Raw genomic sequence first — 13,563 nt, forward strand, 5'->3', positions numbered from 1 at the left:
CTAAAAGAGAATATTATGAAAAAAGACGAACAGAACAACGCACTGGATAACCCGGCATTTACAATCAAAGACGGCCACGAGTTAATCATATGTGATGACTGTGGAGAAGAACTTGTTTTTTCGATGCAGGATAACTACCATCAATTTACACTAATACTTTGCACAAAGCTTAGGCCTTTATTTCACTGGTAACCTTAGTCATATAAACTGTAGTAACCAATGTTTACCGAATCCAATATACTCATATACAGATGTGTGACTCCCCTTCACTGCACAGCAAGCGAAGCTGGAGAAAGCATTTACTTTTCAGTCGCCCGCGAACAATCCACCAATTTTCCGATTATCCCGGCCACATCGTTAAAAGGAGTCTGGCGTGACATCTGCCAACGTACTGAAGAATGGAAAGACGAAGTCGCAGCGGCATTCGGCCCGGACTCACAAGAAGTGGGCAAAAATAACTCTGGCCTACTCGGCTTTATGGATGCCCAGATTCTGTACATACCAGTCAGATCAAACGTGCGAACTTTCTTCCTGATAACCTGCCCTCTCCAGATAAGCAGGTTCAATGATGCCAGAGAAAAAAAAGGACTCTCTACCTATGCCATTAAAGAACAATGCGAAAACGATATAATAATCTCAGAAGCACTGTGCGACATTTCAAAAATCTACCTTGAAGATATCAAACTGAATGCAAAACATAAAACCCTCACACTGCCCACAGATGGAGTTCCAGCCCATTTAACACCTAGACTGGCTCTAGTATCTGACGATAAATTCGAGTGGTTTGCTTCTAACACTATGGAAATCCACGCTCATAACAAACTCAGTGTAACAAATAAATCTAAAAACCTCTGGTACGAAGAATTGGTTCCTGCAGAAAGCATCTTTTTCGGCCAACTGCTGGAAAGCCTTCCATACAAAGCAAAAGAAGGAGATACTACCGGAAAGTACTCATCTAAATTAATGACAACAGCCCCCCCTTTCTTCCAAATCGGCAGAAACTACTCTACCGGCCACGGACAGATGCAAATAACTGTTGTAACTCAAGATGAAAGCTACAAGGATGATTGGTAAAGAAAATATTTAGCTGAACTTCAATTCAAAATTTGGGGCAAATATCCCTGTCTGCATTGCTTTTTTAAAACACAAGAGAGAGATAAAGACCGCCCGGCTTAGCTTTCCTCCCCTGACCTTGGCTGCTGCTCCGCAACGCAGCCCGGCAGGAGCTTAACTCTTCCTTTTGCGCCTCCGGCTACCCCTTTTGGCCTAAGGAAAAACGAAAACCAAAGTCCCCGTAACGGTAAACCGGCAGGCTCCTGCTGCGGTCGGCAGAACGCACGTACCCGCCGTAGTCGTCCCAGCTGCCGCCACGCAGAACGCGGGACCCGGCGTCAGTAATGCCCTGTGGGTTTTCGACAGACCTTTCTGGATATTTCCCATACCAGTCAGCGCACCACTCCAACACATTCCCATGCATTTGATGAAGCCCCCACTGATTACAGGGCAATTCCTTAACCGGAACAGTTTTCCCTCGTGAAACGCCCTTGGGATCATCATTGTATGGGTAATTCCCATTATAGTTCACCTGTTCCGTAGTAATATTAACACCAAATGAAAACGATGTATCTGTTCCGGCACGGCATCCATATTCCCACTCAGCTTCGGTAGGAAACTTTAGATTCAACTCTTGAAAACGCTTATTCACGGTTTGAATAAACTCCTGACAGTCATCCCAAGAAACAGTCTCGACAGGCAACTGAGCATTTCCTTTAAATTCGCTGGGATTATTGCCCATAACCTTTTCCCACAACTCTTGAGTACAGGCCGTGTCAGCAAGCCAATAACCTTTTGTCAATGTCACTTCATGTTGTATTTCATTTTTAGACCTCTTCGGCTCATCTTCGGGGGAACCCATCATAAAAGTTCCGGGACGAATCCAACGCATGACCTGTATTATCCCTTCGATATTTAAATCGGCATAGAGACCATATTGATCCTGCCCCCATGAACTTGCCCATAGAGGTGGGAAGGGAGAAGGGGGGATGTTGTTATCAATGAAACCTGAAGTCATATTTTACTCATTATGTTTGAATAGAAGGCGCACCGGTAAGCCTTCGGAAAGACCTACTAACATACCGGCTGCCATTTACTTTTTGCCATCAATTGATGGACAGGATGCGGGACTGGCCAATATGGTCATCCAACCACATATTGAACTAAGGAAAAACGAAAACCAATGTTCCTGTTACGGTTATCCGGCTGGTTCCTGTTGCGGTTGGCAGAACGCACGTTCCTGCCGTTGTTGTTCCAGCTGCCGCCACGCAGAACGCGGTTCTCGCTAATTTGTCCATCACCCGAAAACTATGGTTACGCATCGACCACCCCATTGCATAAGTGTTCTTTGCTTCTCCAGCCTAAACTCGCAGCTTGATTCATTACTGCGGACAAAGATGCATACAACTGCTGAAGTTCAATTCCGCTGATTTCACCACGCTGAAAAGCAATCTCATTTATACGCCTCAATTGCGAATACCTGCACCGCTTCCGGGGAGTAAGTCTTACACTTCCCGGCAATACACGATACCCGCAATAGGTGACTCCATGAGATGATCTGTTGATCTGAACAGCTTTTTCGTTGCACTGCAGCACTAAAAAGTCCTGCAAAAACTCTCGCGCTGCCAGCAAGGTTAACTTAGCCTCCTCCCGTGAACGACACCACCATATTACGTCATCCATGTAACGGACATGACATTTAACGCGTAACTTTTCCATCAAGAAACGATCAAAAGAGCTCATATAAAAATTAGCAAAATGCTGCGAAGTCAATGATCCTATGGGCAAGCCCTTACCGGGATGTTCCGAGAAAGAATCAATTATTAGCCCAACCAAATCACAGCATGATCCTTTAATTTTCCGCTTCAGCTGATTTAAGAGAATTTCATGATCAATGGATGCAAAAAAACGCAATATATCCAATTTTACAAACCAAGGATATCTGCGCACCCCTTTTTGAACCCGGTATATAGCGGCAAGATTTCCTTTCCCGACACGACATGCGAATGTTGAATGAACAAGAGCTTTCTCCAGTACCGGTCCCACATGCCTAATAATGGCATGATGTACAACTCTGTCCTCAAAACATGCCGCATGAATAACACGATGTTTAGGGTCACGAATTAAAAATTGTTCATACCTGCCGTATGGGGCCAGACCTTTATTTATGTCATTACCCAGATTATAAATATTTTGCTCAAACCCATCAAAAAAATGACGCACTGCAGTTCGGTTCCGTTTACCTTTTGCGGCAAGAAATGTAGCAAACGCCATATTATTGAATTCAGCTACTTCACTGATTTTGATTGCTATTCGCTTCATCTCTGCTCACAGATTGAGTCTGATCAGGATCTAGAAACAATTTCTTAAGTACAGGCAAAAATACTTCTGCATAACTTTTAATTTTAGCGGCACCAACTCCGGCCACACTCTCCATTCCGGACTTTGTTATAATTTTATCTCGAACAAAAGCAGCAAGCTGTTCATTTGTGAATACGGCGTAAGCAGGAACACCACCCTTGTCTGCAAGATCCTTTCGGAGCCTACGCAGCTCGGCAAAAACAGAAAACTCACTTTCTGAAAGAACCTCCTTGTAATCTACCTTTTGTCTGGGAGCAGATTTGACCGGATCTATTCCAATATACGAAATACAAAAAGTCCAGAATCCCGATCCCGAGTCCACAACAAAATGCTTATCCACAGCTAATATGCGATGAGTTGCACAAAATGAATTCAACTCCCGCTCAGATTCTTTGCAGCCTACCGGCACGCTAAAAAAGGCATATTTCATTATTCTACTCTTTCAATTTCTACCTAACTTCCCGCCGCCCCTGACCTTGGCTGCTGCTCCGCGACGCAGCCCGGCAGGAGCTTAACTCTTCCTTTTGCGCCTCCGGCTACCCCTTTTGGCCTAAGGAAAAACGAAAACCAAAGCACCCGTCACGGCTATCCGGCTGGCGCCTGATGCGGATGGCAGAACGCACGAACCTGCCGTTGCCGCTCCAGCCGCCGCCACGCAGAACGCGGAGCCCGTCGTCAGTAGAGCCCTGTGGGTTTTCGATAGACCTTTCTGGATATTCACCATACCAATCAGCGCACCACTCCCACACATTCCCATGCATTTGATAAAGACCCCACTGATTACAGGACAATTCCTTAACCAGCACAGTTTTCCCTCGTGAAACGCCCTTGGGACCATCGTTGTATGGGTGACTCCCATCATAGTTCACCTGTTCCGTAGTAATATTAACACCAAATGAAAACGATGTATCTGTTCCGGCACGGCATCCATATTCCCACTCAGCTTCGGTAGGAAACTTTAGATTCAACTCTTGAAAACGCTTATTCACGGTTTGAATAAACTCCTGACAGTCATCCCAAGAAACTCTCTCGACAGGCAACTGAGCATTTCCTTTAAATTCGCTGCGATTATTGCCCATAACCTTTTCCCACAACTCCTGAGTACAGGGTGTGTCAGCAAGCCAGTAACCTTTTGTCAATGTCACTTCATGCTGTATTTCGTTATCATGCCTTGCCGGCTCATCTTCGGGAGAGCCCATCATAAAAGTCCCGGGATGTATCCAGCGCATACGCTGTATTACCCCTTCGATATTTAAATCGGCATAGAGACCGTATTGATCAAATCCGTAGTTCTCCGCCCATGAGATGTCAGGGAGACCTATTTCAAAAGTTTTATTTAATTGAGAGAGGTTGAGCCAGAAGCCTTTTTCAACATTATCTTTGGAGCTTTTGTCGTAATTTGAAAAACGGTTCAATTCTTTTATTTCACTTGAAAGCACGTGTTTTATTTTGGAATCATTCAGAAGAAGGGTAGCGTACAGACCGGAAGAATTACGGTAAATGGAATCGGCCCAGTCGGGTTTAGTTATGGAGGAAAGTGTGATGGATTCAGAGCTAGAGCTTAAAACAATTACTTCATTGGCGGACGTAGGTATACAAAGACCATCTGCAAAAGTACGTTGCTGGACCTTATTTTGAGCTTCAATTTTTAACAACCTTTGTCCTCTGATATAAGTAATATGGCTCCCTTGAGCATATGATTGTAAGAGGTGCGAAGACTCATCAAAAATATAAAACTCAGTCCCTATCTGCCGAACCTCCCAGGATTTAAAGGGATGCTCCTTTTCACTAAATCCTACTATATCTTTTTCTTTTAAAAAAGTCGGTAATTCAGCACTGTTTTTGGACATAAGCTCCCTTTCAAAAGCTTTAGCTGCTGCTGCACATAATTGCTCCGCGCCTTCAACAGCCCTGACCTCATCAAGTTGGCGCCAACTCATGCGTTTTACCCATGCAAGGGTTGACGCCCCCCTATCGCCCCCTCCACTGAAAAGACAATCATTTAGCCATTCGAGATACTCTTTAACGTCTTCAGGGATAGACGTTTCCGGTGCATATTTTCTTCGCAAAACATGCTGTGAAAGCCTTTCCTCTAATTGCACCTCAGATGGTAAAAAAGTATGACAATCTTCTATTACTTTTAGTGCTTTTTCTTTAAAATCTACCTCAAGTTTGTTAAATTTATCCCTATAGTATTGCAGGTGGGAACGTTTAAATGCAAAAGATTTGTATGTAGCATCAACTGCGCTATGCCCCCAGACAAAAGCTTCGACCTCCGCACTCGCTTCCGGCAACAACTTACGCATAGCGCGCACCAGTCCGAGATCTATATAAATTGCAGGCGATAACAAGCTAAGCAACAACTCAACAAAATCCTGTTTACCGCCATCAACATCACAATGCATCACTCCACCTTTGGAGCCATGAATCGGCGGCAAATTAACACTTGTATCCCAACAAACTTGGCGGAACAATTTTGTAAGCTTATCGTCCCACATACTTTGGGGAGCAGGATTCAAAACAACAGGGCGTATTCCTGTGTTGTACAATGATTCACCAAAACGCAACCATTGAGCTCGATCATATGAAGAGCCATAGCTACCAAGATCTGAAAGAATCAGAAGAGGAGCACCATACTGATCTATATTAATTTCCTTAAATTCTTCCTTTTTAGGGTAATAGGCTTTATTAAGCGGCCCATAAGGTAAACGGCAGACCTGTAGATGAGCAGAACCAGTTAGCTCCTCCACTCCATCGACAAGCAAATGAAAATCATCCCTAAAAACAGAAAGCCTTTTAGATGTATCCATAATTATTTGAGAAAATGAAGCCCATGTCTTTCTTTTTTTTAATGGGATAGAATTAAAAGCCTCCCCTTTAGAAAGAATACGGAGAGCCTCTCGCTCATCAGGCTGACGCGAGTAAATCTCTCCCTCTAGAACTCCCTTCAAAAAAGGCCACAGACGTTTCCAAGGAATAAGAGGCTCTTTAAGAGGGGCAGGCTTACGAGTTACAACGGGCTGAGATGTTGCCTTTTTATTCGGAATTTGGGATGGAACAACATGTTCATCATTCAAAAACTCGCGTTCATTAACATGCCAAAAACGAGGAGTTAGAGTACTATTCCACCCTTTTTGAAGAACTCCATCAGGAGTCCGTCCGGTGAACTCATCATTTTTTCCACCGTCTACGTCTTCACCGCTTGAAGTAGGCTTTAATGGAATGCGCTTATATCCTAAAAGACCTGCCAAAATATCGTGCGGAGCGTCTGGAAAATATGACAGTAAGCGGATAAGGTCACCCCGTCCCACAGCTCCAGATGGAAAGTATTTACTTGATTTGCTCATAACAGGCTAAGAAGCATCTTTGTTCAATGTAAAAGATTTAATGATCTCAAAAAATTTACCTTCTTCTTTCTTAGACATTTTTTCCGAAGGCTTTTTATTTGCAAATGTACTAACAAAATCCAGATATTCCCCCAAACCTGGTTTATACCGACCCGAAGAGTTTTTTCTATCCTCCAGCACGATCTTTGCTATTTTGGACAGCGGAAGATCATCTGAAGCATCATGAGCCTTTGCCCGTTCAATAAGCCACTTTTCAGCATCATCTTCTATTTCAGGAATACCCATGTGCAGAACAAAACAACGTCGTAAAAAGGCTTTAGGAAGCTCGCGTTCTTCATTTGTTGTAATAATAATCAGCGGATTAGGGATTTTCTCTTGATCAGTAATTCCATCTTGAATGGAAACAGATTCATCAAGATATGGCACCTTAAACTGCCCTTCAGCAAACGCTTCCAGTAGAGAATTAGGCACATCTGAATCGGCCTTATCAATTTCATCAATAAGAACAACCCATCCACCTTTATTAACAGGATTTTTTATATTGTAGTTTAAAGAAGGATAACAACTACCAGAACAACGATCATAAAAATCTGCCGCTTGCTCAGGCTGAAAAGCCCACCACAACGCACCCGGTATAAGATAATTACTTTTATCAAGTCGCGAGGAATCCCGTTGAGCTTCCGGCAAAGCGCACTCTATCTGAGCATCGCCCAAACGCTTAACCCCATCAAACTGCCACAACAAATCATTAGGTTCTGTTCTCGCAGTTACGACTTCAGAAATAAATGTGCGTTTCAATTTCTCAGCGGCAGCCCGAGCCAAGCTGCTTTTACCAACTCCAGGTTCACCTCGCACGAGTAAGGGCCTTCCTAAAGCAATTGCGGCATCAATAACAAATTCGTGAGCAGGATCCCACTTATAGTTTTTACTTTCCATTATTCACCTTTATAATTAATTTATAGTAGCTTCAATTGAATCAATGGCATCCCTATAGGTCTCTACCTTAGAAAATCGTATCGCATCGTCATCATCACTACGCATAATAAATCTAAGCAAATGAAACATGCCACCAAGATTATTTGCCATAGCTTCCCCGTACACAGCCTCTTCCAAAATAATATAAAAATACAATGGGATATCGAAATTACTAGATTTAGTTAATGCTTTATTAATTTTTTGATTATCGCGAGTCGCCCCCTTATACAAAGAACTGCTAAGCCTTTCCTGGCATCTACCTATTAGAGCACACTCCATTACATCAATATATTCATCTTCATTATTCTCTTTATCGATTCCAACTTCACCTATTGTTAAAATATTAGGATTCTCAATTCTGAAGTCCGGACTTTTCCCGGTAATAGAAGAAATAATCAGCTCAATCTCAACATTATCACGAGATAAACATTTTATAATTAAAGATTCATTTATTTCATAAATATTTTGTGGTGTTAAAATAAAATCATCATATTCGGAAAGAATCTTTAGGGCAAAGCAAAACGAAATTTCTTTACAAAATATGTCCTTACAAGAGTATATATGTCCTTTATAATTGGCACCTAACGTATTTACAATATTACAAATATTCTCCGCAAAATCATCTGCACAAGTATCCTCTAGATATTTTAAGAAATCTGCCTGAATCTCTTTTTTATTTCCATTCTCCGACAAACTATCACCGAAAACATACCTGTTGCCAAAAAAATACTTTAAAAACTCTGAATCAATATAGTATAGCTTTGAGGCTGCATTCGACAAAAGACTCTCTTTAAAATTTTCTTTGAAATGGCTATTTATTGAAGCAGAGATTACAGCATCAGAACTATCGCAAAAATTCTTAATTATATCTAAAACGGATACACTTGCATCTTGCATATCACCTTCGATGTCACCCAAAATTGATATACTTAGCTTCTCCCTTTGTTTTGCACTGTTGCATATAAAGACGCTAAAATAACCTATTGCACAATTTATAAAAAGTGAAAAACGTTCTGCATTAACATCTTTACCTTCAAAAAATTTTTCTGATAATTTATTATACAGATCGCTACAAGAGTAATCTTTTCCTGCAGCATTATCTTTTAACAACGATAAAATATCACGATCAGAAACTGCACATAACCATTCGAAATTTTCATTGTCTCTTATGCTTCTTTCAAAAAAAACAGTTTGGACGACCTTCGCCTTTCTAGAAGAAAACCAGCCGTCAGCAGGATTCAACAATGATTTATATTTTTTGATATTATTATAAATTGAGGGATCAAACTCCCCCTTTCTGCTGCTCATTACGTCCGCAACCAAGAACAAAACATTCGCCATTGGCTTTGCTATTTTGAAGAACTTTGAAGCTAACTTAGTAAAAGCCATAACCACCTCCACCAACGGAATATTTATATATCAACCTGATACTGAAATAATACTATGTGGACCGACAACCTCAATCATTAATAGCCAATTAACTCCATACTATTATAAATAACCAGCATTAATATACGATTAACAAATACTTTCTAAATAGCAATAAAGAAATAGAAGAGACTTATCAAAGCAATTTATCTATCGCCCACGCACTACTCCTGCACTCTTTGTGCGCCTCACTCCCTTCCGGTAAATCTCATTATCCTTCATTACAACATGTGGCCCGAACACCCGCTTCGCCAACTTCTCAGCCACTATCCCTGCCTTCGAATCACTCACGCTGAAAAAGATCTTATCGCCATTATCTTTGACCATGCCGCCACTTTCCAGCGTATAAAGAATATTCCCAGAGGAATCGACACGCCAACTAAGCTTATTTAACATCGGTTTTTCAGGCTTGAACTCGCCATCTTTATTCTTCGCCCGATGCTCAATACTTTGCCCAATATTGTAACGTTTCTTTTCCTCAGCTTGGAGCTGGAGCATCTTGGCAATCGAAATCAACTTACGCTTATCCTTCCAAGCTAAACTGGAATCCACTCGGATCTGACTTTGCTTCAGCTTCCAGTTCGGTGCTAAAGGATCGGCTTTTGCGAACTCTTGCTGAGTATTTCTTTCAATTGGATCTTTCTTGGACCGCAAGACCTGCAAAGCCACGTCATCACCGTTTTCAGCCTTCCATTTAAGAAAATCATTCCAGCGGCTAAAAGGACTTTGTTTTCGCAACTCTGACCTTCTCTCTGCCATTTCCACTTTTATTCCTTCCTGTATTTCAGTCTTCTTACCGGCTGCCATGGCTAACAACTTACTCCGGTCTTTAAGAGTCAGTTTGCGGTCATTCTTAATCGCTTTAATCTTGTTACCCCAAAAATCTGCCGCGCAGTTCCAGCGTTCATCCTGTTCAGACTTGAGATCTTCGTAGACTTTTTTCCTGCCGTCTATTGCCTCACGGTACTGCGCGTAAAGCTCCCCTCGCTTTTTATGAAGTGGGCGCGATACGTACCGATCATTTTCTACAACTTCCTGCGCAATGGACAACGGTTTCTGATACTGCCCAAGTTTTCCTTCAAGCTTAGCTTTGGTAAAATTTCGATCCAGCCTACTAGCTTTAACGGCAGTACTGGAATGTTTATCTTTGATGATACAGCCATTCCCTCTAGCTTTAACCTCAACACCTATCTGCGCCAGCGATTTATGGAAATCCTGCCAACTCTGTGCGCTATCTAGTGACTTGAAAATAAAGTCCTTGCGCTCTTTCAAGTAGGAATCAAAAGACTGCTGCCCGGAATGCGCTTCATAAGTCTCAGCCCTATCATTATTTCGCTTAGCCTCCATATCCTTTTGCCGGCCATTGTCTGGCTTCAAACCAAACTTCTGTTCCAGTTCACGATGCAGCCGGTCGCGCTTGAAATAGTCTCGGTAAGGCTCATGCCTAGTCAGAGTTTCAGGATGAATCATATTGTAAGCAATATGCATGTGAATGTTGTTAGTATTCTTATGAACTCCACAATGACGTTGGTGGTCCTCAAATCCTAAAACCTTCGCAAATTCTTTTTCCATCACCTTACACTTCTCTGGAGTCAGCAGGGCTTCATCTTCCGGCCTGAAGGACACAATCAGATGATAAGTCTTTTCTTTCCTGGTGCGCTGGTTCAGATCCTGAGTGTCCAAAACTTCCTGAATGGCCAGTTGATAGTTTTCACCAGCCCAACAGCCATCATTCCAAGAATAAAGAGTCTTCTCCCCTTTGTTCTTAGCATCGGCAATGTAGTCGGCCAATCTCCGATAACTATCGTTCTGAGGCTTACAAGCTATCCTTCGGCTAATCATAAGCTTATCACCTTCTCGCACAATTCCTTCTGTCGCTGCCGTAGATCTTTAAGCAACTCCTCAACATCAAGCCGGTGTTTGTCATCATCAAGAATCCACATCTTGAGCAGACCTCCAAGTCGGGCAAGGTCTGCATTAATTTTTAACAACTCCCGGCGTGCCTGCTGATCCTCCCGGCTCTTAATTTCATGACCAAGGCAAACGGCTTTCGCAAAAGCAGAAATGGACAGACTACACTGCTTTGCAGTGGCACTGACTTTATTGTGCTCTTCTTCAGAGACATATGCTTTTATGACTTTCTTATTACTCGGCACGAATTCCACTCTTTTTCTTGATTGTCTTTATTCTTACGTTGAGCCGAAGGCGAATAAGTCAACCTCAGCCACAGGCTGGGCAGGGCGTAAGGTCGTCCACTTTGAAAAAGTGGGCCTACCTTACCTGTCCTGCCTTCCGACTCCGTGAGATTATATGCGATTTAGTGCCATTATTACAAGTCATTAAGTAAAAAGAGAGGAATATCATAAAATCTCGTTTAATCTCATTAAATATCTCTTAAAATCATAAAATATCGTAAAATATCATAAAAAAGACCTCCATTAGCAAACATGTTGCGTTAATAAAGGTCAGTTTATTTGATTAGAACTGATATGTCGGGGAGCCCGTGCAAACTATGCACGGTATGATTATTTTGCTTACCTGCGGAATTTGTTCCGTAGGGCAAAAGCGAAGAGGGCAGCTTGGATGGTTACAAGAAGGTTGTAAAATGCTTTAAAAAAATAGTTCCAGTCAGAAATATTGGAGCAGGTGAGCTCTATTTTAGTTAGAGGAAGATACCATAGCCAACGGGAAACTAAGTGTGTGTTGTCTTTAAAAACTTCGCCGCACAATGTGAATTCATAGAATGGTCCGAAATAAAGGGCGGTTAGTAAAGGACAGAGAATGAACAAAAATAAGAAAGCAAAAGCCCGAAGAGGTTCTTCCCCATACCCGCTTATGATCCAGTAAATATTGTTAATTGTCCTTAAGAACAATGTTCGCGGGGACTTCCACTTGTTTTCATGATGCAGTCTTTTTCTGAGCATTTCTTTTTCTTTGTAGTGCCATGCTGAGGCTAGGATCTCATCATTATTGTCACGTGATATCTTTTTGAGGCGGCGGTAGGTGTCTTCCAGCTTTAAGACATTGTTATTTTCTTTAGGTTTTATTTTTTCATCATAAACTATTTTTATACCTTTGACCTCAGGCCATCCGCATTCTACAAATTTAAATGATTCAATATTAGTTCCAGAGAGGCTAAGTTTTGAAAGGTTAGTTGCTTCAATCAAAATTGTTTCTTTTGAAATTGTTCCAGCAAAAGAAGCTTTTTGATTAAAAATAACATTTTTAAAGTAAGACCATTCTTTAAATAATGCGAATCTAAAATTAATTTCATCATAAAATTCAGAATTTTTAAAGTTTGAATATTCATGAAAAATAGCATTATTAAAAGATGATTGTTCTAAAAACCATGCTCCTTCTAAGTGAAGAGGTCCTATAAATTTCATGTTATCAAATATGGCTTTTCCAAAAGTAGAGTCTTTAAAATTGATTTGGTTTCGGGCTTCAGCATTATAAAAGCTAATTTTTTTAAAACATCCCCCTAAGAAATCGACTTCTAGTCGGAATTGAGTGTGATTAAAAACTGCTTCCATACAGAACTGTGTGTAATTAAAATTTGTGAGTCCTCGAAATTGAGTTAAATTAAAATTTGCTTTCTCATAAAACTGGCTAGAATTAAAATTTGCGATACTACGGAATTGACATGAATCTAAGTTCATTGTCTTTTGAAATCTGCTAGAATAAAATTTTGTTTTTTTTCGAAATTGGCTAAGAGTAAAATTTGATATACCATTGAAATTGCAGGAATTAAAAAATGTTATCTCTCTGAATTGGCAACTCGTAAAATCAGCTTCTTTATGAAACTGGCTAGAGTCAAAACTAATTTCATGGTTGAATTTGCAATTAGTAAAAGATGTTATTTGTTGAAATTTGCAGGATTCAAAAATTGTCCTTCCCTTAAATCGACTGAAAAAGAAAAAAGATCCTGCTTGGAATTCACAGGAATCAAAATTAGCATTCCCCTGAAATACACACACGCCAAACAATGCTAAGCCTCTGAATGTACAAGAATTAAAGGTTGTTGTGTCTAAGAATTTACAAGATCTAAAATCGATTGATGGCAAACCATTTTTTTTAAATTTTGTAAATGAAATATTCGCAAAAAAAATAGTCCCGGCAAAGTTGCACCGAGGATTCCAATTAGATAAGTCAACTTTATCTTGTTCCCTCTCCCCCTCCGCATCAATAACCGCCTGTATCCGAGCAAAAACTAATCCATTAAAATCATCACCAGACATCAAATCAGGCCGTTGACCTTCACCCTCTACATATCGCTCAGAATACTTATGCTCCGCTGGGGCATGAAAGATGCAATATTCCTTACCGTCTCCGTCAACATAAATAATGTCGTAATCTTTGCACCAATCATTATAGTCAGCTCCGATACAACAAGCCATAT

Annotated in this window: 12 protein-coding genes; 2 read left to right on the forward strand and 10 right to left on the reverse strand. The window is 41.1% G+C overall.

Annotated elements, in window-relative coordinates:
• The first annotated feature begins 15 nt into the window (after positions 1 to 15).
• Both BR06_RS20265 and cmr4 read left to right on the forward strand, forming a co-directional pair.
• Positions 16 to 192, forward strand: a complete 177-nt coding sequence (locus BR06_RS20265; RefSeq protein ID WP_211252459.1) for a hypothetical protein — start codon at positions 16 to 18, stop codon at positions 190 to 192.
• Between the two features lie 27 nt (positions 193 to 219).
• A complete protein-coding gene (cmr4, locus tag BR06_RS0103220) occupies positions 220 to 1,074 on the forward strand; it encodes a type III-B CRISPR module RAMP protein Cmr4 (RefSeq protein ID WP_031480066.1) in 855 nt (284 codons plus the stop codon).
• A gap of 178 nt (positions 1,075 to 1,252) precedes the next feature.
• Here cmr4 and BR06_RS0103225 read toward each other — a convergent pair whose 3' ends face one another.
• From BR06_RS0103225 to BR06_RS0103265, 10 genes are all read right to left on the reverse strand, one after another.
• On the reverse strand, positions 1,253 to 2,071 hold the full coding sequence (locus BR06_RS0103225) for a formylglycine-generating enzyme family protein (protein ID WP_031480068.1): 819 nt from the start codon (positions 2,069 to 2,071) through the stop codon (positions 1,253 to 1,255).
• Between the two features lie 125 nt (positions 2,072 to 2,196).
• Complete coding sequence (locus BR06_RS20910) at positions 2,197 to 2,289, reverse strand: hypothetical protein (RefSeq protein ID WP_407637417.1); 93 nt, start codon at positions 2,287 to 2,289, stop codon at positions 2,197 to 2,199.
• A 78-nt stretch (positions 2,290 to 2,367) separates the two neighbouring features.
• Positions 2,368 to 3,375 carry an RNA-directed DNA polymerase gene (locus tag BR06_RS19540; protein WP_051676878.1) on the reverse strand — a complete coding sequence of 336 codons (1,008 nt, stop codon included), beginning with the start codon at positions 3,373 to 3,375 and terminating at the stop codon, positions 2,368 to 2,370.
• On the reverse strand, positions 3,347 to 3,844 hold the full coding sequence (locus tag BR06_RS0103235; RefSeq protein ID WP_031480072.1) for an HRDC domain-containing protein: 498 nt from the start codon (positions 3,842 to 3,844) through the stop codon (positions 3,347 to 3,349). Before BR06_RS0103235 ends, BR06_RS19540 begins: the two co-directional genes overlap by 29 nt.
• 106 nt (positions 3,845 to 3,950) lie before the next feature.
• On the reverse strand, positions 3,951 to 6,761 hold the full coding sequence (locus tag BR06_RS20615; protein WP_211252460.1) for a formylglycine-generating enzyme family protein: 2,811 nt from the start codon (positions 6,759 to 6,761) through the stop codon (positions 3,951 to 3,953).
• A 6-nt stretch (positions 6,762 to 6,767) separates the two neighbouring features.
• On the reverse strand, positions 6,768 to 7,697 hold the full coding sequence (locus BR06_RS0103245; RefSeq protein WP_051676879.1) for an AAA family ATPase: 930 nt from the start codon (positions 7,695 to 7,697) through the stop codon (positions 6,768 to 6,770).
• Positions 7,698 to 7,712: 15 nt separating this feature from the next.
• On the reverse strand, positions 7,713 to 9,125 hold the full coding sequence (locus BR06_RS0103250; RefSeq protein ID WP_031480078.1) for a hypothetical protein: 1,413 nt from the start codon (positions 9,123 to 9,125) through the stop codon (positions 7,713 to 7,715).
• A 189-nt stretch (positions 9,126 to 9,314) separates the two neighbouring features.
• On the reverse strand, positions 9,315 to 11,006 hold the full coding sequence (traI, locus tag BR06_RS20675) for a TraI/MobA(P) family conjugative relaxase (protein ID WP_235727648.1): 1,692 nt from the start codon (positions 11,004 to 11,006) through the stop codon (positions 9,315 to 9,317).
• Positions 11,003 to 11,320: a plasmid mobilization protein gene (locus BR06_RS0103260; RefSeq protein ID WP_031480082.1), complete on the reverse strand. Its 318-nt coding sequence runs from the start codon at positions 11,318 to 11,320 to the stop codon at positions 11,003 to 11,005. Before BR06_RS0103260 ends, traI begins: the two co-directional genes overlap by 4 nt.
• Before the next feature lie 378 nt (positions 11,321 to 11,698).
• The gene (locus BR06_RS0103265; protein WP_031480084.1) at positions 11,699 to 13,561 is read right to left on the reverse strand and encodes a pentapeptide repeat-containing protein; all 1,863 of its coding nucleotides are present in this window, start codon (positions 13,559 to 13,561) and stop codon (positions 11,699 to 11,701) included.
• Positions 13,562 to 13,563: the final 2 nt, after the last annotated feature.

The organism is Maridesulfovibrio frigidus DSM 17176, assembly GCF_000711735.1.
Lineage (GTDB): Bacteria > Desulfobacterota > Desulfovibrionia > Desulfovibrionales > Desulfovibrionaceae > Maridesulfovibrio > Maridesulfovibrio frigidus.

Coding starts and splice junctions, on each gene's coding strand:
- BR06_RS20265 (WP_211252459.1), top strand. CDS start 16: ATGAAAAAAGACGAACAGAACAACGCACTGGATAACCCGGCATTTACA.
- cmr4 (WP_031480066.1), top strand. CDS start 220: ATGTTTACCGAATCCAATATACTCATATACAGATGTGTGACTCCCCTT.
- BR06_RS0103225 (WP_031480068.1), bottom strand. CDS start 2,071: ATGACTTCAGGTTTCATTGATAACAACATCCCCCCTTCTCCCTTCCCA.
- BR06_RS19540 (WP_051676878.1), bottom strand. CDS start 3,375: ATGAAGCGAATAGCAATCAAAATCAGTGAAGTAGCTGAATTCAATAAT.
- BR06_RS0103235 (WP_031480072.1), bottom strand. CDS start 3,844: ATGAAATATGCCTTTTTTAGCGTGCCGGTAGGCTGCAAAGAATCTGAG.
- BR06_RS20615 (WP_211252460.1), bottom strand. CDS start 6,761: ATGAGCAAATCAAGTAAATACTTTCCATCTGGAGCTGTGGGACGGGGT.
- BR06_RS0103245 (WP_051676879.1), bottom strand. CDS start 7,697: ATGGAAAGTAAAAACTATAAGTGGGATCCTGCTCACGAATTTGTTATT.
- BR06_RS0103250 (WP_031480078.1), bottom strand. CDS start 9,125: ATGGCTTTTACTAAGTTAGCTTCAAAGTTCTTCAAAATAGCAAAGCCA.
- traI (WP_235727648.1), bottom strand. CDS start 11,006: ATGATTAGCCGAAGGATAGCTTGTAAGCCTCAGAACGATAGTTATCGG.
- BR06_RS0103265 (WP_031480084.1), bottom strand. CDS start 13,561: ATGGCTTGTTGTATCGGAGCTGACTATAATGATTGGTGCAAAGATTAC.